This window comes from Porphyromonas sp. COT-290 OH3588 (genome assembly GCF_000769075.1).
Lineage (GTDB): Bacteria > Bacteroidota > Bacteroidia > Bacteroidales > Porphyromonadaceae > Porphyromonas.
The window spans coordinates 1-20404 of the sequence record NZ_JRFC01000048.1; the positions used below are offsets into that span (position 1 = coordinate 1).

Annotated in this window: 12 protein-coding genes; all 12 read left to right on the top strand. The window is 46.2% G+C overall.

The genetic code is table 11. From position 1 onward, the window contains the following. Nucleotides 1-159 precede the first annotated feature (159 nt). Complete coding sequence (gene folP / locus HQ48_RS08865) at nt 160-1056, top strand: dihydropteroate synthase (RefSeq protein WP_044233245.1); 897 nt, start codon at nt 160-162, stop codon at nt 1054-1056. Between the two features lie 53 nt (nt 1057-1109). Beyond that, the gene (cdaA, locus tag HQ48_RS08870) at nt 1110-1880 is read left to right on the top strand and encodes a diadenylate cyclase CdaA (protein ID WP_044233248.1); all 771 of its coding nucleotides are present in this window, start codon (nt 1110-1112) and stop codon (nt 1878-1880) included. Between the two features lie 842 nt (nt 1881-2722). Then, nucleotides 2723-5998, top strand: coding sequence for a SusC/RagA family TonB-linked outer membrane protein (locus tag HQ48_RS08875; RefSeq protein ID WP_052409047.1), 3276 nt, complete (start codon nt 2723-2725; stop codon nt 5996-5998). A gap of 26 nt (nt 5999-6024) precedes the next feature. Next, complete coding sequence (locus HQ48_RS08880) at nt 6025-7749, top strand: SusD/RagB family nutrient-binding outer membrane lipoprotein (protein ID WP_044233250.1); 1725 nt, start codon at nt 6025-6027, stop codon at nt 7747-7749. A 102-nt stretch (nt 7750-7851) separates the two neighbouring features. Continuing rightward, the gene (locus tag HQ48_RS08885; RefSeq protein ID WP_044233252.1) at nt 7852-10929 is read left to right on the top strand and encodes a GEVED domain-containing protein; all 3078 of its coding nucleotides are present in this window, start codon (nt 7852-7854) and stop codon (nt 10927-10929) included. Nucleotides 10930-11822: 893 nt separating this feature from the next. Then, the gene (locus HQ48_RS08890) at nt 11823-12956 is read left to right on the top strand and encodes a glycosyltransferase family 4 protein (protein WP_044233255.1); all 1134 of its coding nucleotides are present in this window, start codon (nt 11823-11825) and stop codon (nt 12954-12956) included. Between the two features lie 5 nt (nt 12957-12961). Then, the gene (locus HQ48_RS08895; RefSeq protein WP_044233258.1) at nt 12962-14104 is read left to right on the top strand and encodes a glycosyltransferase family 4 protein; all 1143 of its coding nucleotides are present in this window, start codon (nt 12962-12964) and stop codon (nt 14102-14104) included. Nucleotides 14105-14112: 8 nt separating this feature from the next. Beyond that, the gene (locus HQ48_RS08900) at nt 14113-15060 is read left to right on the top strand and encodes a glycosyltransferase (RefSeq protein ID WP_044233261.1); all 948 of its coding nucleotides are present in this window, start codon (nt 14113-14115) and stop codon (nt 15058-15060) included. Between the two features lie 2 nt (nt 15061-15062). Beyond that, nucleotides 15063-16037: a glycosyltransferase gene (locus HQ48_RS09110; protein ID WP_052409048.1), complete on the top strand. Its 975-nt coding sequence runs from the start codon at nt 15063-15065 to the stop codon at nt 16035-16037. Beyond that, nucleotides 16009-17145, top strand: a complete 1137-nt coding sequence (locus HQ48_RS08910; protein WP_044233263.1) for a glycosyltransferase family 1 protein — start codon at nt 16009-16011, stop codon at nt 17143-17145. Before HQ48_RS09110 ends, HQ48_RS08910 begins: the two co-directional genes overlap by 29 nt. Before the next feature lie 168 nt (nt 17146-17313). Further along, the gene (locus HQ48_RS08915) at nt 17314-18753 is read left to right on the top strand and encodes a lipopolysaccharide biosynthesis protein (protein WP_152568362.1); all 1440 of its coding nucleotides are present in this window, start codon (nt 17314-17316) and stop codon (nt 18751-18753) included. 32 nt (nt 18754-18785) lie between these two features. Beyond that, on the top strand, nt 18786-19769 hold the full coding sequence (locus HQ48_RS08920) for an acyltransferase (RefSeq protein WP_044233267.1): 984 nt from the start codon (nt 18786-18788) through the stop codon (nt 19767-19769). Nucleotides 19770-20404 lie beyond the last annotated feature (635 nt).

Genomic DNA, 20404 nt, shown 5'->3' on the forward strand with positions numbered 1-20404 from the left:
GTTGGTTTAGTTGCCATGTCGATACAATGTAATTACATATTAAAGATAATAATAATCAGAGATATATACAACGTTTCTAACCGAAAAGAGGCAAAATGACGTGCAACGGTCTCCAAATAGGTGATTATTGTGTAATTTTGCGCTCAAAAGCAGATGGATATGCAGAAGCAAACGCTCAACTTAGGCGGTCGGCTTGTAAGCCTCGATAAGCCTCTCGTCATGGGGATTGTCAATGTGACGCCCGACTCCTTCTATGGGGCTAGCCGTACCCAAGCCCTAGACGAACAGAGGGCTCGCATCCGTCAGATCATTGACGAGGGGGGGAGTATTGTGGACGTTGGCGCATACAGTTCTCGCCCCGGGGCTGACGACGTTTCGCCCGAGGAAGAAAAGACCCGCCTAACCCCTACGCTCGCCCTACTGAGGGACGAGTTCCCCGAGATTGCCGTATCGGTAGATACTTTCCGTGCCGATATTGCTGCGTGGGCAGTGCAGGAGTACGGAGTGCAGATGATCAACGATATCTCTGGGGGTGCGCTGGACGACAAAATGTTTGGTACGGTGGCTCGTCTGCAAGTCCCCTATATCCTGATGCACATGAGGGGAACGCCCCAGACGATGAGTGAGCTGACGGCTTACAGCGACCTAAGGGTGGAGATACTCGACTACTTCACCGAGCGCATTGGTCAGCTCCGTGATCTAGGGTTGCATGACTTGATCGTAGACGCAGGCTTTGGCTTCGGTAAGACACTGGAGCAGAACTACGAGCTGATGACCTATCTGCAAGACCTGCGCTCGGCTCTTGAGCTACCTATGCTCCTCGGCATCTCACGCAAGAGTATGATCTATCGGGCTCTTGATGCCACACCCGAGGATGCTCTCAACGGCACAAGTGTCCTACATACCTATGCTCTCCTGCAGAAGTCTGCCGACATACTGCGTGTACACGACGTGCGTGCAGCAGTCGAGTGCATAGAGATTACTCAGCGACTCATGCAAGTGTCCCAGCCCGAAGACAACCCGGTAGAGATCCATACGAGGCACTCGTCCTACTAGGTTGACTCCGAAACGATTACTCCCTTCTCCGCTCAAACGACTATCTTTCCTCTATGTGGTGGTTACCGATTACGTTCAAGGACGCAGTAGACATTGTCCTACTAGCCCTGCTGCTATACTATATATATACGGTCTTACGCAACTCTGGCAGCAAGGCGCTCTTTACGGGCATCATGACCTTCATCGCCCTCTGGATCATCATCTCTCAGGTTCTAGAGATGCATCTGGTGGGCGCCCTGCTAGATAAATTCGTCAATATCGGCTTCTTGGTCATCATCATTATCTTCCAAGAGGAGATCAAGAAGTTCCTCGTGACGATCGGTTCGGCCGAGCGGTGGAAGCGCATCAAACGCCTCTTCCGTGACAAGCAGCAGGGAGATCAAGACGACCGACACATTGCTCCCATTCTACTTGCCTGCGTCAATATGGCACGAAAAAAGACCGGTGCCCTTATCGTACTCCAACAGAATATCGACCTCTCCGCTTGGCTTCATGCTGGCGAACGCTTCAATGCTGATATCAATGCCCGACTGATTGAGAACATTTTTTTCAAAAACAGCCCTCTGCACGATGGTGCTATGCTCATCGCTCGTGGGCAGATCCGTGCGGCAGGCTGCATACTACCTGTGGCCAATAATCCCGATTTGAATAAAGATCTAGGGCTCCGACATAGAGCAGCTCTAGGTATGTCGCAGAAAACCGATGCCCTCATCATCATCATCAGCGAGGAGCGTGGCAATATATCGGTGGCACATCTAGGCGAAATCATCACCAACATTACCGCTGAGCAGCTGCAGGATATGCTCAGCCGAAGCAAGCACTAGAGACTAGTGCTTGCTAGCTAATTGCCCAAAGCTCCCACCTCCGAGGTTTATATTTTAGCTCAAATTTCAGAATGTTGATGAGAGAAAAGCTTGGAGGAGGCGCAAAAAACTGCAGACCTCGTATTTGCCCCCTAGCGGCTTCTAGATTGCGCTCTGCCTTGCTTGGGCTACTTGTCCCCAGTTGAGAGAAAAAAGAGCGTCTAGAAGTAGGGTTTTAATACAATGGTAATCAATAGTTTATTTGTGGTCTTCGGGGATTCCTAATGCCTTTGTGGCGCATTTTGGGGGATTTCTTCCCATCAATCTTTTAGGATTAGTGGACACATCGCAGAGGATTAGTCCACCAATCCGAGCAAATCTTCCCATTGATTTTTGGAAGCCGTTTCATCCTCTTATCTCAAATGATGGCTCCTCAGTCCAAAATTGGAAGCTGAGGTTCACAGTTTTTAACCAAAAAAGTAGATGAATGCACACGCAGAGCCTTTGGTAAATGTGCTTGAAGTATGGGTAAGATTTTAATCAGAAAGATAGTCCAGCATAGATCTGGCATTCGGGTTATGCCCATGCGGTTATTTATGCTGCTTGTTAAGATTAACCCAATTTTCGGTGACTTTTCTTGCTGTTTATGGCTGTTTAGAAACAAGTTTATCAATCTGTTGGATATAATTAGATAATTTATTTAGCACGTATTTTACAGCAAGATGATAATAAACTAGTCTATTTCTGAAGTTTGAGTTACTTTTGCATCCGTATTTACTAGATTAGGATTATTAGGCTAATTGATATTTGATATCAACGAGCTCCAATAAGTGCTGATTTTTTATAATTATTAAACTATAGTAATGAGAGTACTGAAGCAATTTCTACTCATGATGCTACTCGGGCTATTTGTAATTGATAGCCTAGGTGCACAATCAACTCGCAAGGTTGTAGGAGTAGTCAAAGATGACAAGGGCGAACCCTTGATCGGAGTGCAGGTAGTGCCTGTCGGAGCTACCCAGAATGGAGGTCTTACTGACCTTGACGGTAACTACAGTGTAGATGTACCCAAGTCCGTAACGCAGCTGAGCTTTTCCTACATTGGTTTTGCTACCCAGACCATCGCTATCAATGGTCGTAGTAAAATTGATGTGGTGATGCGCGAAGACTCCAAGCAACTGGAGGCTGTCGTGGTGACGGCCATGGGTATCGAGCGTAAGAGCAAGTCGCTCACATACGCTACGCAGACCGTAAGTAACAAGGATCTAACTCGTGTACAGGACGTCAATTTCGTCAATGCACTACAAGGTAAAACCTCTGGTCTTACGATTACGCCCAACTCGGGTGGTGCTGGCTCGGCTTCTAAGATCCTACTGCGTGGGAACTCGTCTATCCAAGGTAAGAATGCTCCCCTGATTGTGGTGGACGGTATCCCCATGAGCAATGGAGTAGCCCAGCAGACTAGTGGTTATAACGTGGGTTACTCTGCGGTTAATGAAGGTAGCGACCCCCTCTCTACAATCAATCCCGACGATATCGCCTCTGTCAATATCCTCAAGGGTGCCAATGCTGCAGCCCTATATGGTAGCGATGCTGCTAATGGTGTGATCGTGATCACGACTAAAAAGGGTCGCGAGGGCGTACTGCGTGTAGATATTACCTCCAACGTCCAGCTAGAAACACCTATGATCCTGCCACAGCTTCAGGATACGTTTGGGGCTAAGATCTCTGCCGAGGGCAAGCTTGATGCTGCCTCTTGGGGAGGACGTATCGCAGACCAAACTGCCGAGCAGAATGCTCTAGTAGGTGTAACCAACAAGGCACATCAGCTACGAGATTTTTTCCGCCTTGGCTCCACGATGAATAACTCAGTGGCGCTCTCTGGTGGTACGGAGAAGATCCAAGCCTATCTATCTGTGGCTAATACAACAGCCGCAGGTCTGATGCCCAACAATACCTTCCAGCGCAACGGGGTAACGCTCCGCTCAACCTTCAACTTCCTTGAGAATAAACTCAAGATCGACGTGAGTGGTAACTATGTACGTCAGCTCACCAATAATGCTGTCTCTGGTGGTGTGTACAACAACCCCCTCTACAACCTCTACCTTGCCCCTCGCAACGTAGACATGGAGTACTATAAGAATAACTATGAGAAGGCTGGTACATGGGAGTCTGAGCCTGTAACTATCTATCCTAAGTATAGCGACGATGTCAAGCTCGCCTTCAATCTAAAGCCTTTCCAAGCAACCAATAAGCTCAGCGGTATGGAGCAGCATTGGTTCCAAGGCCGTGGTGTCAATGGAGCTAATAACCCATATTGGCTCGTCAATCGCTTGCCTAGCGAGGCTCTGCTAGAGCGTTTCTTCGCTACGATGTCTGCTTCGTACAAGATCAACAGCCTATTTGATGTGATCTACCGTGCCAACTTCGACCGTAGCTGGAGCTCTAGCGATCAGAAAGTCTATGCTACGACCGTATCTCCTACGGGTAACTACATCGACCGTGGTGCATACAGCTGGAGCAAGAATGCCTCAATCAACTTCTATACAGATGCCCTAGTCAATTATCATCAGGACTTCGGCAAGGAGTGGAGTGTGGCTGCCTCTCTTGGGGGATCATTCAAGCGCTATACAGGGGAGAACTACTGGATGCGCAACAATGGTGCTTGGGACCGCTCATTCTATCAGAGAGTAGAGGACCTGCCTACACGTATCAACCTCTTCACGCCTAATGCCTCTGTAACGCCAGAGCGTTCGTTCTCTCTCCCCTCAGACTGGGCTCGCTCGGTATTCGCTACTGCCCAGATCGGCTGGAAGGAAATGGCTTACCTCGATGCTAGCTATCGTATCGACTGGTCACGTGCCTTCTCGCAGTTTGGCGCAGGCGTAGATCCATTCTATGGCTACTTCTCACTAGGTGCTAATGCACTCCTGCACGAGATCGTCAAGCTACCTAAGGCCATCAACAGCCTCAAACTACGTGCTTCTGTGTCCGAAGTAGGTAACTCAATCCCCAACTTCAACTTCGGAGCCCTCTCTACCTCAACTTCTGGTCAGACGAAGGCTGCACAGTATGCGGAATTCAAGAATCCTAAGCCAGAAACGGTACGTTCATACGAAGCTGGTTTCGACCTTGCAGCGCTCAACAATCGCCTGAACTTCGACTTGACGTACTACAACTCTACGATGTTTAACCAGTTCCTCCCTATCTCGGGTAGCTCTGGTACACTACTGCCTATCAACTCTGGGCGCATCCGCAATCAGGGTATCGAGACGACGCTCAGCTACAGCTTCGAGCTCACCAAGGATCTACGCTGGCGTACGGTGGTCAATTATGCCTACAATACCAACAAGATCCTCAATACCTACAAGGGACGTAAGGATATCTATGTATCTATCGGGGCTGGAGATCAGCTGCGTGTGCTCTTCGAGGAGGGTGGTTCGTATGGCGATATCTATGCCAAGGATTTCTCTCGATACACCGAGATTGACCAGCTCTATGGTCGTACCAACTTCGAGGGGAATCCCGTTAAGGTTGGCGATATTCGCCTCAACTCCGACGGTGCACCTCAGCTCGACTCGGACAAGGGTCATAGCCTCTACCTTGGCAACATGAATGCTAATCATACTTTCGGCTGGAACAATACGTTTAGCTACAAGGGGCTAGACTTCTATTTCCTCATCGACGGTAAGCTCGGCGGTAAGGTAATCTCCTTCACTGAAGCCTATCTCGACCGTGACGGTGTGTCTAAGCGTTCTGGCGATGCTCGTACCGGTAGCCTAACAATGAAGGTAGGAGGCAAGGACGTGCCTGCGGTGCGTATGCCCGATGGCAACCTAGCTCCTGCAGAGGCTTACTACAGCACAATTGGTGCACAGCTCTTCGCTTCTCAATATGTGTATGATGCGACCAACTTCCGCCTGCGTGAGGTGTCTGTAGGTTACACATTCCGTAACTTATTTGGCAAGACTAAGGACCTTAACCTCTCTCTCATTGGACGCAACCTTTTCTTCCTATACAAGAAGGCTCCAGTAGATCCAGATGTTTCGCTCTCTACAGCCAACGCCCTAGGTGGTATCGATGTGTTTAACCTCCCTACCTCTCGCTCTGTTGGTCTTAACCTGAAGCTATCGCTCTAATCCTCGGTAATTAAAAGAAACTAAAGATGAACTATAAGTTGATCAAGACCCTAGGGCTAGGTACCCTAGGGCTTACTCTAGCCCTCTCATCTTGCACGGATAAGGTGGGGGACAATGAGTTCGATAATATCAATAATGGTAGTACCTCCCAGAAGGCAGCTACAGTGCAGACTGCTGTTGGTCTGCTCAAGGGAGCTATGCCACTCATTCACGATGCACGTGAGCACAAGTATCAGTATCAGTTTAACCTGCATATCGACAACTACTCGGGTTATCTCGTAGTAGCCAATAGCTTGCAGGGACGTCTGCCTCGTACCTACTCGCCCAATGCTGGCTTCCAGACCGGCCCACAAGCCAATCTGCTCTGGGTTGCTCAGCAGGTTGTGCCCGTGATCAACTCGGCCGAGGAGCTCAAAGTGCCAGAGATGGGCGCTATCGCAGCGATCCTCTACGACTTCATGGCTGCAGAGTATGTCGATGTACATGGTCCGATGCCCTACAAGGACTACCGTGCGCTCAAGAGCGAGCCCCCTATTACCTACGAGAAGGTAAGCGAGATCTATGCGCAGATTCTAGCTAGCCTCAAGAAGCAGCAGCAGATACTCAAGGATCTAAGCCCTCTGAGCGAAGAGGCTAAGGCTCGTCTGCAGGAGTACGACCTCATCGCAGGTAAGGACGTACAGAACTGGATTAAGTTTGCCAATTCGCTGCGTATGCGTCTAGCGATGCGCATGGTCAAGGCTGCTCCTGAGCAAGCTAAGGCTGAGTTTGAGTCCGCCGTGGCCGATGGTGCGCTAGAAGCAACGGACAAGGATATCGCTCTGCTCACTCAGGGTCGTCACCCTCTCTATACAATATCGGAGAACTGGGACGATACTCGTCTGAATGCCAACTTCGCCAATCTGCTGACTCGCCTCAAACACCCAGCGCTCAAGGAGTGGTTTACACCAATCCCACAGGGCTTCAAGGACAAGGAAGGTAATGTAACCGTAGAGGGCGATGGCGTTTTTGCTGGTATGCGTGCTGGTATGGCTACCTACGAGAAGGAAAAACCGATCTTCTCGGATAGCTACAAGAAGTTCTCACGCATCAACCCATCGTATGTGACCAAGAATGTCGCCATCTTCAAGGCTAGTGAGGTTCAGTTCCTCCTCGCAGAGGGTGCTCTGAGAGATTGGTCTGTAGGTGGTCGTAGTGCAAAGGCTTATTACGAAACAGGTATTCGCACCTCTTTCACCAACGAGGGGCTAAGCGGTTTGGTTGAGTATGTAACACGCAAGGCTTCCGCTTGTCCACAGATCGACTACATCGACTATTGGGACAGCCGTTACAATAGTCCTGCGAAGGAAAACGGCTCCGAGGTGCTTGGTGTGGCTTGGGACAATAGCGCCGACAAGGAGAAGCAGCTAGAGATGATCATCACGCAGAAGTACATCGCCAATTATCCTCTGTCGCTTGAGTCTTGGAGCGAATTCCGCCGTACGGGCTACCCACGTATGATCGTCAATGATGCAGGCGACACGGGCGACGGCTCTATCCCACCTCATAGCTGGAAGGCTTCAGAGGGTAAGATCCAGCCAGACCTATTCATTCATCGTATTCCATTTGTACGCACTGGGTCTGTTGCTCTCGACGACATCATCAATACGGCCATGCCTGCACTCAAAGTTGAGGATAAGTCAATCTTCTCTGGTCAAGACTATCAAGCGGCACACCTCTGGTGGGACGTTCCGGGCAAGGGTAATTTCTAACCCAAGTTTGCTACAAGTCTATAACGAACTAAATAATCCTTGTACTCGGCTCTAGAGCTGGAGCCGAGTACAGTCTATAAACTTAATTTATCACAACTAACAATGAACAAGAAATCCTTAGTAGCTGCAGCCTTTCTAGCCATGGCTGCCTACCCAGTGATGGCGCAACAGGACGATAATTTCGCTCCGTCGGCCAAGAAGGATCTGTATGATTTCAAGAAATATGATGCTCTTGAAATGCTTAAGTTCTTTAAGGAACTTGATGATAAGGGACGCAAGTTCCCTACATCGAAGGAATTTAAGGAGAAGTTTGGTGTCGAACCCGAATTTGTACGTAGCCACGTACGCAAGCGTAATGTGCTTAGTGGAGAGAAGAACCCTTATCTCTTCAAAAATAAAGGCATCAACCGTGAAGATCGTCACCTCTTCATGAATTTGCCAACAGGTTTGGCTCGTGAAACTGGAGGCTACATCAGCGAGGTTTTTGACAACGACCCCTACACCATGTGGCAGTACACTGAGCTATTCGGCTCGTGGAACCACGGCTTCTTCCAAGCACCCGGTTCATGGGCTGATGCTGCCCATAAGCACGGAGCAGACCTCATGAGTGGTATCGTGTTTTTTGATACTACGGGCAATCCCGGAGGAGTTGGTTCGGAAGGCTTCCAAGGCTCAGTACTCAAAATGGAGAATGGTGAGTATATCTATGCTAAGCCTCTTATACATATCTTGATGTATCTAGGACTTGATGGTATTAACTATAACTGGGAGGCTTCTGGCTATACCAGTGCCCTAGTTGTGAATTTCCACAAGACCCTACGTGCTTATGCCAAGGAGATCGGATTTACGAACTATCGTCAAGCTATTTATACGGCTAATTCGAGAATTGATGCTAATGATGCCTATGCATCTGGCTGGCTGTGGGATACCCAGAAAAAAGACTATATCGGTGATATCATGCTCAATTACTCAGCAGGTGATTTCGCAGATACAAGAGGGTACTCTGCTAGTGCTGCGAAGACGATGACAGGTAAATACGATCACGTTTACTCGGGAGCTTGGATTGTAACGATGAATCGCTCTTTCTCTGCCATGGAGAAGGTTGAAACTAATCTATGTCTATGGGGAGAGCATGCCAATAGCCGTTTCGTAACCAATAATACAGGTAATACTGAAACCCAGAAGATGGCGAACTATCAGAAGCTCTACGAGCGTGCATTCTCTGGTGGTAGCCGCAATGTTGGGGTCAAGGATGAGTGGGGAAATAGCGACTGGGGCGATCAGCTCTCTAAGTTTGGTGGGATCTCTCGTATGATCCCCGAGCGTACAACGCTTGAGCAGAACCTCCCATTCCGCACTTACTTCAACACTGGTGCTGGTGAGCGCTACTTCTACAAAGGTAAGACCTCAACCTCTAGCTGGTACAATATGTCCTCACAGGACTATCAGCCTACTTACCGTTGGTTGCAGTACACAGAGGGAACAAATACACCATCTACTACGCCTATTGCTGCCGAGTTCCACTACGATGATGCCTATCTCGGTGGAACCTCTCTTCGTATGCATCTAGCCAATGGCGTTAAGGGTGGACAGGATCTGATCCTATATCGTGGTCTCCTAACGATTTCTGAGGGCAACGTAGTGGCTAAGCTCGCCCTCAAAAGTGGTGACGAGAAGCAACTCGATGCTCACCTAAGCCTCCTACTCCACAAGAAGGGTGCGGCAGATACCGAGTACATCGTGGTACCTGCCAAGAAGCTCGCTGGCAAGGCTTGGGAGGAACAAGAGTTTAAGGTAGAGAACCTCAAGAAGGGGGATGTCATCGACTACATCGGTCTACGTATCGATAAGGATGCTCCTGCTGGCTATAATATGCTTGTGGGCGGTATCTCTATCTTCGACGACGCAGTGGGTGTTGCCCCTAAGGCTCCAATCAACCTACGTGCGGAAGTTAAGGCCGAAACTCAACGTAGCCTCTCGGCTATGCTGAGCTGGGATGCTGTTGCTCTTGATGAGAATAAGCAGGATCGTAAGGATTTCGGTCTTCTCTACAACGATGAGGCTGGTGTAGACCATTTCCAGATCTTCTACAAGGACAGTGAAAATGGCAAGGTGCGTGAGATTGGTCGCACAACGACTTGGGCGGCTTATGCTCCTGTAGTCAAGTTCACCAAGGACGAAGGAGATGCTGGTGCAGAAGAGCCACACTATGGTGTACGTGCCGTAGGTAAAGACCTCAAGAGCATGTCTGAGATTACTTGGATTAAGGTTGAGCGTCAATCCTCAGTTCTAGTTCCTGAGTACAAGGATGACCGCTACTGCAAGAGCGAAATCAACAAAAAGGCGGATGGCTATCAGACAGCAATACAGATTCGTTATCTAACCGATGTGACAACTAAGGGTGCTACCAAGGATCTTAATTACAAGGCTACAGGTCCAGATTCAGATGGCGACAACTATGTTGATGCTACTAAGGAAGAGTTTGTAGTTAATCAGGGGCAAGAGCTTGAGTTCTACTTTAAGGCTTATGGCGATCAAACAGAGCCAGGCACTCCTACTCGCGATGGTCTACAGTGGTGCTGGGCTGCGACCTACATCGACTGGAACAACAATGGTAGCTTCGAGCCAGAAGAAGGCGAGGCGATCCAAGACCTTGAGCTCGGTACTGCTAAAAAGGCTACACCAGAATTCCAGTCTACAGGCGTCAAGAAGAGCTTTACCGTACCCGCAGACGCCGCTCTCGGTAAGGTACGTGTACGTATTGTCTTCACTGACGCTTGGTTCCCCAAGCCAACTCCTTGCGGTGTGACTGCTAAGGGCTTCACGATCGACTTCGATATGACCATCGAGGGTGACCCAGCTAAGGCTCGTAAGTCTAAGGACACACGTGACCAAGGTGAGCCAGACCAGCCAGAGATGAACGAGAAGCCAAATCCCGGCAATGTGGAGAGCCTTGTAGATGGTGGTAATGTGTTTGGCGTATATCCAAACCCTGCTTCCGACGTGCTCAACTTCCACAATGCAGAGCGCGCTTGGATCTTCTCTCTCGATGGTGTGCTCGTGCGCTTCATCAAGGACGCTACAGTTCCTGCCAACATCAGCGACCTACCTGTAGGCACTTATGTTGTTAAGAGTGAAAAGGCGAATGTAACACGTAGCCATAAGTTAGTTAAGAAGTAGTAGGCTACAAAAGATATACTACTAGAGAGGGCTACATCGAAGTTTCTGCTTCGGTGTAGCCCTCTCTCCATTATAAATGCGGATATTCGTGTCCTAAATACTCGTTTTGCGTAAGGGTTGCTTTCGGCAGCTACGCTATGGCAAGTAATCCTCCCTAATTGAGAGAGCTGGAGCCGAGCCAAATGCTTCTGTTCAATTACCAGTATTGCTATTTTAGTGTCAATAAGTGTTAAGGGTTTGCTGGGCGATTTGGTGGAGTTAGGCACTCGTTCGTCAAGGCGAATGGGGCAACATCAAGAGGATTGATGGGAAGACTTTTTTAGATTGGTGGACTAATTCCCTGTGATGTGTCCACTAATCCTCAAAGATTGATGGGAAGAAACGAGCAAAAATGTACTATGAGTGTACAATATTTCTTATAGTATTTTTGTAACATTCTGTTTTTCAGCGCTTTGGTTTTGGGGCGTTTTTGGCTGACTATTTCTTGCGGCTGGGGGCTGGGTGCCAAAACGAGCTTGAACGTAATCTGGAGCCTCCTAGGTGCCCAATACGAGGTGTGTGCTTTGTAGCCCTTATGTAATAGATTTCCCCATTAACATTCTGAAGTCTGATCTAAATGCTAAAAAGAAGAGCTTTGGAAGCTCAGAAGAAGGCTTGCAGCTTCTGCGGAGCTTTTCAAGCAGTAGATCGAATTGAGGTTATGCTCTAGCTACGATAAGGCCTAAGAGGATCTGCAAAAAATCTTGGCTCTTGCCTTTACACGCATAGGAATAGGCCTTTAGAACCCTTATGCAATCTACGCCGAAAAATACTTACATTTCCTTGCACCGACGAGTAGCAATCATACTTTTTGGTACCTTTGCAAAATAATTAGAAGGAGATAGATCTCAGATATGAGGATTGCATACTGCATTCAAGGACTATTTAGGACGGGGGGTATCGAGCGTGTTGTATCTACCAAGGCTAACTATTGGGTACAGCATGGGCATGAGGTTTGCATCATTACGACAGACCAAAGGGGGCATCAGCCAGCCTTTGATTTAGATAGCCGTATACGTCTAGTAGACCTAGATCTGAACTACGAAGCGGATAATCAGCTTGGCCGGTTCAAACGCCTCAAAGCACTCTATGCCAAGCGAAGCGAACATAAGCATCGCCTAGAGAAGGTGCTGCGAGAGTTTAAGCCAGATATTACTGTTTCCACTTTCTTCCAAGATGCCCCAATCTTGCCCTCCATCCAAGACGGCAGCAAAAAGGTGCTAGAGCTACACTCCTCGATGTATCGCCGTGTCTTTATGTATCCCAAGGAGCAGAAGTTGATGCGCCTATTGGGCTACTATCGTATTTGGCTTGACAAGAGGCTAGCCAAGCGATATGATAGATTTGTAGTGCTCACTCAAGAGGATCTTGGATATTGGGGTCATATCCCTCATATCACGGCGATTCCTAACCCTTCTCCATTTAACATAGTATCACAGGGGTCTAAGGAAGTACGAAAAAAAGTGCTAGCGGTCGGGAGGTATGAATACGAGAAGAATTTCACAACACTTATAAGTCTATGGGCAAGCATCTCTCCTCTATTCCCCGGTTGGGAACTTGAAATTTTGGGAGATGGGCCATTACGTCCGAAGCTACAAGAGCAAGTGGCGAGGTTGGGCTTGCATGATTCGGTCAAACTGCCACATACGACCTCGGACATCATGAGCCACTATCGGTCGTCTTCTCTGGTAACTCTTCTCTCCGAATATGAAGGATTGCCTATGGTACTTGTCGAGGCGCAGACAATGGGGTTGCCCATAGTCGCTTATGCTTGCAAGTGTGGGCCTAGAGATATTGTCACAGATGGGTTAGACGGCTATCTGGTTAGCCAAGGGAACGAGGAGGCACTAGCAAATCGTCTTCAAGAGCTGATGCAGGATAGCCAACTGAGAGAATCTATGGCACGAGCTGCGCTAAAAAGCTCCGAGCGCTACAGCCTCCAATCTGTCATGGCCCTCTGGGAGCGATTGTTTGAATCTATACACTAGCGTTTATGAAGATTGTATACTGTATCTACTCAATGGGAGTAGGAGGTGGGGTTGAGCGTGTAACAACCACCAAGGTCAATGCCTTGGTTCAACAAGGTCACGAGGTTGTCATTTTAACCACTGACTATAAGGGGCAGCCAACATCTTATGGCTTAGATAAGTCAGTTAAAATTATTGACTTTGGTCTAGGCTATGCAGAGGACTTTAATATCCCTATTTGGACTAGGTTGTTTAGGACGATATCCAAGATGAAACGACACAAAAAGGCCATGTCAGCATTTTTGTTTGACTATCGTCCCGATATTGTCGTTACGACTCACCCCGTTGAAACGGCATTTCTCCCATTCATCAAAGATGGAAGCAAGAAGGTATTGGAATATCATGGTTCAAAGTTCATATATCGCATGGAGAGAAGTGCTAAATCAATATTGAGCCTCCGAGGTTTATTGGCGAGAATATACGAACAACGAGACGCTTGTATCTCTCGAAACTTTGATGCAGTTATTCTCTTAACTAAAGAAGATTACGACTCGAGAGGCAAGCAGAAAAATATGTATGTTATTCCCGACCCTCTCTCTTTCGAAATACAAGAAAGTGCGGATTTATCCAGTCCAATCGTTTTAGCTATGGGACGGCATACTGAACAAAAAGACTTTTTTTCATTGGTTGATATTTGGGAGATGGTTTGTGATAAATTCCCGGACTGGAAACTAAGAATAGTTGGAGATGGCTACCTAAAGAATTCGCTGATCTGCTATGTTCAGAGGAAAAAGTTAGGTAATTCAATAAGTATTGAGAATGGAACAAGTGAGGTTGTACCCATCTATTTAAATGCGTCCATATTTGCGATGACATCAAAATTCGAAGGGTTGCCAATGACACTTCTAGAGGCTCAGTCCGTAGGTCTGCCGATCGTAAGTTATGCATGTCCATGTGGCCCTCGAGATTTACTCAAAGACTCCGAAAATGGGTTCCTTGTCGCACCTAGTAATAAGGTCGAGTTCTCATCAAGGTTAGAAGCCTTGATGAGGGATGAGTCTCTAAGGCGAGAAATGGGAGCGAGAGCTAAAAAAATTCTAGCCGCTACCATCTTGAGCATATCATGGGACTATGGATTAAACTATTCAAGTATTTCTAAGCATTTCTAAGCATTTCTATGAGCCAACAAACTACTCTAAGCATAATCATTCCTGTTTATAATGCAGAGCTATATTTAAGGCGTTGTTTGGACTCTATTATTAATCAAGTCAAAGATATTCCTTCCGAGATTATTCTTGTAAATGATGGCTCGCGAGATGGGAGTCTAAACATTTGTCAAGGTTATGCGGATCAGTATAGTTTTGTCAAGGTCTTTAGTCAAGAGAATCAAGGACAGTCATCTGCAAGGAACGTGGCTCTGGGCGTAGCGCGGGGCCGATATGTTGCATTCGTTGATAGTGACGATAGCTTAAAATATGATACCTTGACATCAGCTGTCGAATACCTAGAGAATACTCTAACCTGCGATTTCGTGCAGATTCCAGTCCTACTAAATGCAGGTCACTCCTCCGAGGTTTTTATATGTTCAGAAAAAGCAAAGGTCTCTGGGGAACGTAATATTATTAATGCCTTCACACAAAATTCGTTGATTACATGGCGAGTGTGTGACAAGGTTTTTCGACGAGAGTTGCTTGAAGGCCTTCGTTTTGTGGAAGGGCTTGTTTATGAAGATAATCTGTACATGTGCGAGGTTATTATTCGTTCGAAAGAGGTTTACCTGAGCGATCAAGGGTGTTACAACTATTATTGGAATAATGAGTCTACTACCCATTCTCCAACTGCCCAAAGTTTTATTGATATGTGTGATGTTCATTGCCAGATGTATGACATATTACGAAGCCATGGAGCATCTAAGGTAGCTCTTGCACACATATTGTACATCATTTCTAACGATATGTTTGCATCATATAGAGTCCATAAAAAAAATAACCCAGTCACTCTGCGAGGAGCTCAGGTCTTGAAAAAAGCCAAGACATTGGATTTCCTATTTGTCAATACTCTAGATATACGTAAGCGAACTAAAATGCTAGGAATGAAGTTACTTGCTCACATCAAAGGTTGGTAAATATGAAGGATTTACTTTCTATCATAGTCCCTGTATATAATACCGAGTCTTTGCTGCCAAGGTGCATTGACTCTGTTCTCAATCAATGCTATCAAAACTGGGAGTTGATACTAGTGAATGATGGTTCCACAGATAGAAGCCTTGACGTATGTAAATCATATGCAGATAAAGATGCTAGGATTAGGGTCTTTTCTCAAACCAACTCTGGGCAATCTGCGGCTCGTAATTTAGGACTAAAACATACAAGAGGGCACTTCGTTACATTTTTGGATAGTGATGATTCAGTTGAACCTGAAACTTATCAAGTCGCACTTGAGGTCTTTGTACATGATGAAGAGTTGGACATTGTTCAGTTTCCAGTTAATTGGGTTACACCTAGTGGAGTTATTAGAGGAGAAAGAAGGGATAGTACATTGTGCTCTAACTCTGTTATTTTGGAGGGGTGGCTTAAAGAGGTCGTCTCATGGGTAGTTTGGGATAAAATATATCGCCGAGACCTTATATCCAATATTCAGTTTAAATGCGGAATATTATTTGAAGACAATCTCATCATTTCTCAAATTCTTGTAAAAGCAAAACGAGTTCGCTTAATCCCATTTGGGGCCTACAATTATATTCAGACAGAATTTACAGAAGATAAGTGCCAGTGGAGTGACAAAAAATCTAGAGATACTATTATCTCTATGGGAGGGATTTTGGAAACGCTTCTTGGACTACCCAGCGTAGTCGAAGAAATTCGAGTCAGCTTTTATCATAGATTTGTCAATGTCGTTTGGGAGATTGTGCTAAACGCTGAACAGAAATGTGTTTTTCTTAGGTTGGCTGAACCCTTTCTAGGTCAAATAAGGATATCAGAAGTGTTGCACTCATCTCTTCCCTGCAAAGGGAAAGTTAAAGTTGTTCTGAGTGCTCTATATGGCAGGTTTGCGCTACGGAAATCTTGTGATAATGAGAAGAATAGTCATCTCGGCGGTTAATCTGCGCAAGGGAGGGACGCTGACTATCCTAAGGCAGTGTCTCGGCTTCCTATCGTCATGGGGAGTTACGAATGGCTATAGGATTGTAGCGCTGGTGCATCAGAGAGATTTGGCAGACTTCCCTAACATAGAATACATAGAAATCCCTTGGGCTGCTAAAGGCTGGGGGAAGCGGCTTTGGTGTGAGTATGTGACAATGTATGGGATATCCAAGAGGCTGGGGGGAGTGGATCTTTGGCTTTCATTACATGACACAACTCCTCGAGTAATAGCCAAGAGGCAGGCCGTTTACTGCCAAACGTCATTCCCTTTCCTCAAATGGAGATGGCGTGACTTCCGCTTCGATCCCAAGATCCCGCTCTTTGCGATGTTTACACGCTTTGCCTATCGGATCAATATACATCGCAATAGATATTTGGTGGTTCAGCAAGAGTGGCTTCGGGCAGGCTTCAGCAAAATGTTTGGGATTACTCCTGAGCGTTTTATTGTCGCACCTCCTTCTGCAGATCTTTCTATCCCTACATTTTCTCCTATAGAGCCTGATGGCCGTTTTACTTTCTTTTTTGCTTCTACCCCAGATAGCCACAAGAATTTCGAAACGCTGTGTGAGGCATCTAGATTGCTTGAGCGAGAGCTTGGCCCAGATCGCTTCCGAACGATTATCACGGTCAAGGGAGATGAGAATAAATATGCTAGATATCTGCGTGAAAAATGGGGGTATGTACAGTCAATAGAGTTTGCAGGCCTAATGGATAAGCCAACCCTCTATGCGCACTATGCTCTAGCTGATTGCTTTGTTTTCCCTTCCCGAATAGAAACTTGGGGGCTTCCGATTACTGAGTTTATTCATACAAACCGAATACTTGGCTTAGAAAAATCTTTGCTCCTAGCAGATCTGCCTTATGCTCATGAAACCTCACAAGGCGCCAGCTCAATCTTTTATTTTAACCCAAATGGCTCTCTACAGCTATCCAGATTGATGCGAGAAGTTATGATAGGTAATCATAAGAAAGATTCATCACTCCGTCCAGAAATGAGCTTCGACCATCTGCCATACTCGAGAAGCTGGAAATGTCTATTTGAAATGCTACTTCGGGAGAATCTATAAAAATCATTGGTTGATATAGTTCAATACATAAATATTTGATATATGTCCGAGAGTCGTACTCATAAAAGTATACGGAATGCTCAGGTAACTCTGTTTTTCTCCGTCATAACGATCCTTATTTCTTTTTTCTCTCGCAAATACTTCTTGGCCTCATTCGACTCTGAGGTTATGGGACTGCGTACAGTTCTAGGGAACTTTCTCGGGATGCTGAATCTATCCGAGCTCGGTATTGGGACTTCAATTGCCGTTGCACTGTATAAGCCTCTTAATGATAGGAATTACCAATCAGTGAACGAGATCGTTTCTCTACAAGGGTGGCTTTATCGTTGGGTGGTGGGCTTTATCGTCTTTGGATCCGTGGTGCTGATGCTGTTCTTCCCTCAGATGTTTGCGAATATGCAGGCTCCTCTTTGGTACGCGTACGTAACTTATGGGTTCCTGCTTTTTAGTACAATCCTTTCTTATACGATTAACTATAAGACGATTGTCTTGTCGGCGGACCAAAAAGGTTATAAGACAGGGGCAATCATGTCCACGGCAACGATCACCAAAAACTTTATCCAGCTTCTAATTCTCTATTTCTTAGAGGATGCCTATTTGCTTTGGATATCCATGGATCTTGCCCTATCTATACTTGGTGTCTATGTGCTTGATAGAGTAACGGTGAGAGAGTATCCATGGCTATCAGTCAATCCATCCAAAGGACGGCAATACCTTAAAAAATATCCAGCACTACTCAAGCAGACAGGGTTGATATTCTTCCATAACTTGGGAGGGTATGCCCTTGGTAATACTACTCCTCTAGTAATGTCCTTGGTGTCTGGGCTGGTTATGACGGGAGACTATGACAACTACAAAAACCTAATTACGCATGTGCGTACTTTCAGCGAAGGTATTTTCGGAAACCTAATCCCGGGGGTTGGCAATCTGATTGCTGAAGGTAATCAAGAGAAGATATATTCATTCTTCTGGGAGGTGCTGTCCTTCAAATACTTCATTGCTGGGATTAGCTGCTTTTTCCTCTATGTTTTTGCGACACCATTTGTTAGTTTATGGTTGGGGGAGAAGTATGCACTCGAGTCATCTCTCGGTATTTTACTACTTACCTTAATTGCTTATATTGACCTCACACGAGGTGTCAACAATGCTTATATTAATGGGTTTGCCCTATTTAAGGATATTTGGGCTCCTCTCGTAGAGGCTGGGATTAATGTTGGTATGTCCATCTTGCTTGGATATATTTTAGGTTGGGAAGGAGTGTTGTTAGGTGTATTCATTAGCTTATTTACTATAATTGTTGTTTGGAAACCATTCTATCTCTTTAGAAGTGGATTCCAGCTGCCAGTTAGATTGTATTGGCTTGGAATGACGAAGTTCCCACTAATCACTTGGGGGCTTATATTCCTTACCGATGCCTTTGTAGACTTATATCAGCCTTCCATGGAGTCTTATACAGAGTTTTTCATTAATGCATCATGGGTCTCCATATTATTCATTGTCATTTTATTCGGGGTATTTTATGTTGTTTCCAAGGCTTTTCGAGCAGCTTCGATGAGGGCGTGGCAGATTGTTGCTGAGCGTATTCCATTGATTAAAAAGCGTTACTAGACTACTATTTGCCTTGAATTATAGAAGAAGTTATGAATCCATCTATCACCAAGTGTTCTCATTCGGAGGTCGCCTCCCTGTATGTCCTAAAGGCTCTTTGTGCTCTTTTCGTAGTCCTCCTTCATGCCCCTCTAGGGATTGCGACAGAATACGGCCGGATATTGGCAGCAACGGCTGTCCCATTATTTTTTATGATCACGGGGTATTTTCTCTACTCCGAGGATCCGAATAAGGTAGTAGCAAGGGCTCTAAAAACGGCTAAAAAGGCCATTGTGCTTTGGCTTATTTGTACATTAGTTTACTATCCTATAGCTCCAATCGAAGGGGCTTTGTCCGAAACCTATATGCTTTACCTTAAACTACTAATTTGGGGTATGCCTCCTGCGGCAGGACATCTTTGGTATCTAATGGCTTTGGCGCAAGGGATGTTGGTAATAGCGGTGCTATATCGCTTGGGTATGGGGAAGTTATTCCCATATCTTATCGCCCTTTGGTTTTTGGGCTTCTCTGTCGAGGATTATCGCCCGATAGTTTTCGGGTCTGAGCCTTCGATCTTGTCTGCTAATTTTATTATTAAAGCACTGCCTTGTTTGGCCGCAGGGATGTGGGTTGCTCAGAGAAAAATGGCACTGCTCCAATACAAATCTTGGGGAATAGCTTTAGCGTGTGGGATTGCCTTGCTGTATCTGGATCTATTTTGGGGACGAAGTTTGTTGCCCTCGTATATCATCCTCAAGCCATTCATCACAACAACTGTTATTTTCACGGCTTTTGTTACTTGCTTGCAGTTTCCATCTTGGGGGCATGGGAGTAAAGTGGCCTATGTAGGCCAAGCGCTATCTGGCAATATCTACTATTGGCATGGACTGCCAATCATACTATTTACACAAGTGCTCACTCAATTCTCCAGCCAGTATGAGGTCTATGGAGCGCTTATCGTATTCGTCATGTCCCTAGGGTTTGCCTACTTAATTGTCAAGGTCCAGAATAGACTGGGTTGGCAAATACTACGTTAGCTTGTCTAGCTTTTTCGGAGCTTGATTTCCAAGCAGAGAGTCATCAGAGCTAGCATCATAATCTAAGGCCTTTGATGTTGTGGACTTTCTATATCTTTTCGTTGTGGAGAGGGGATACAAAAGTTTACAGTATTGGATTAGGTTTGGGGCTGTGGGCTATGCTAGATCGTTTAATGGGGGTAATGGTGCTAGACTGCGTATTTGGGGCCTAGAAGGCTCTAGGTTGCATTCTGGATCATTTTGGGGCATAAGACCAGCCTAGTGAAAATGGCTGTCTAAAATCACTCCTTTTTAATGTATTAAGCTACAAACAGATAGAGCCGCTCATCGAGCGGCTCTATCTGTTTGTAGCTGGTTTGTCGGTGTTTCTTCCCATTGATTTTCTGGGATTGATGGACTGACTCAGTATGATGAGACCGTTGCACGGCATTTTGCCTCTTTTCGGTTAGAAACGTTGTATATATCTCTGATTATTACTATCTTTAATATGTAATTAATTGTATCGACATGGCAACTAAACCAACGGAACAAGCTCCCAGCTTCCTACAAGTATATACTCAGGTTCGTCGCGACCGTATGAAGCACTCCTTTCTGCGCCAAATCAATGCTTGCGTTGATTGGCGAGGTATCCGCAC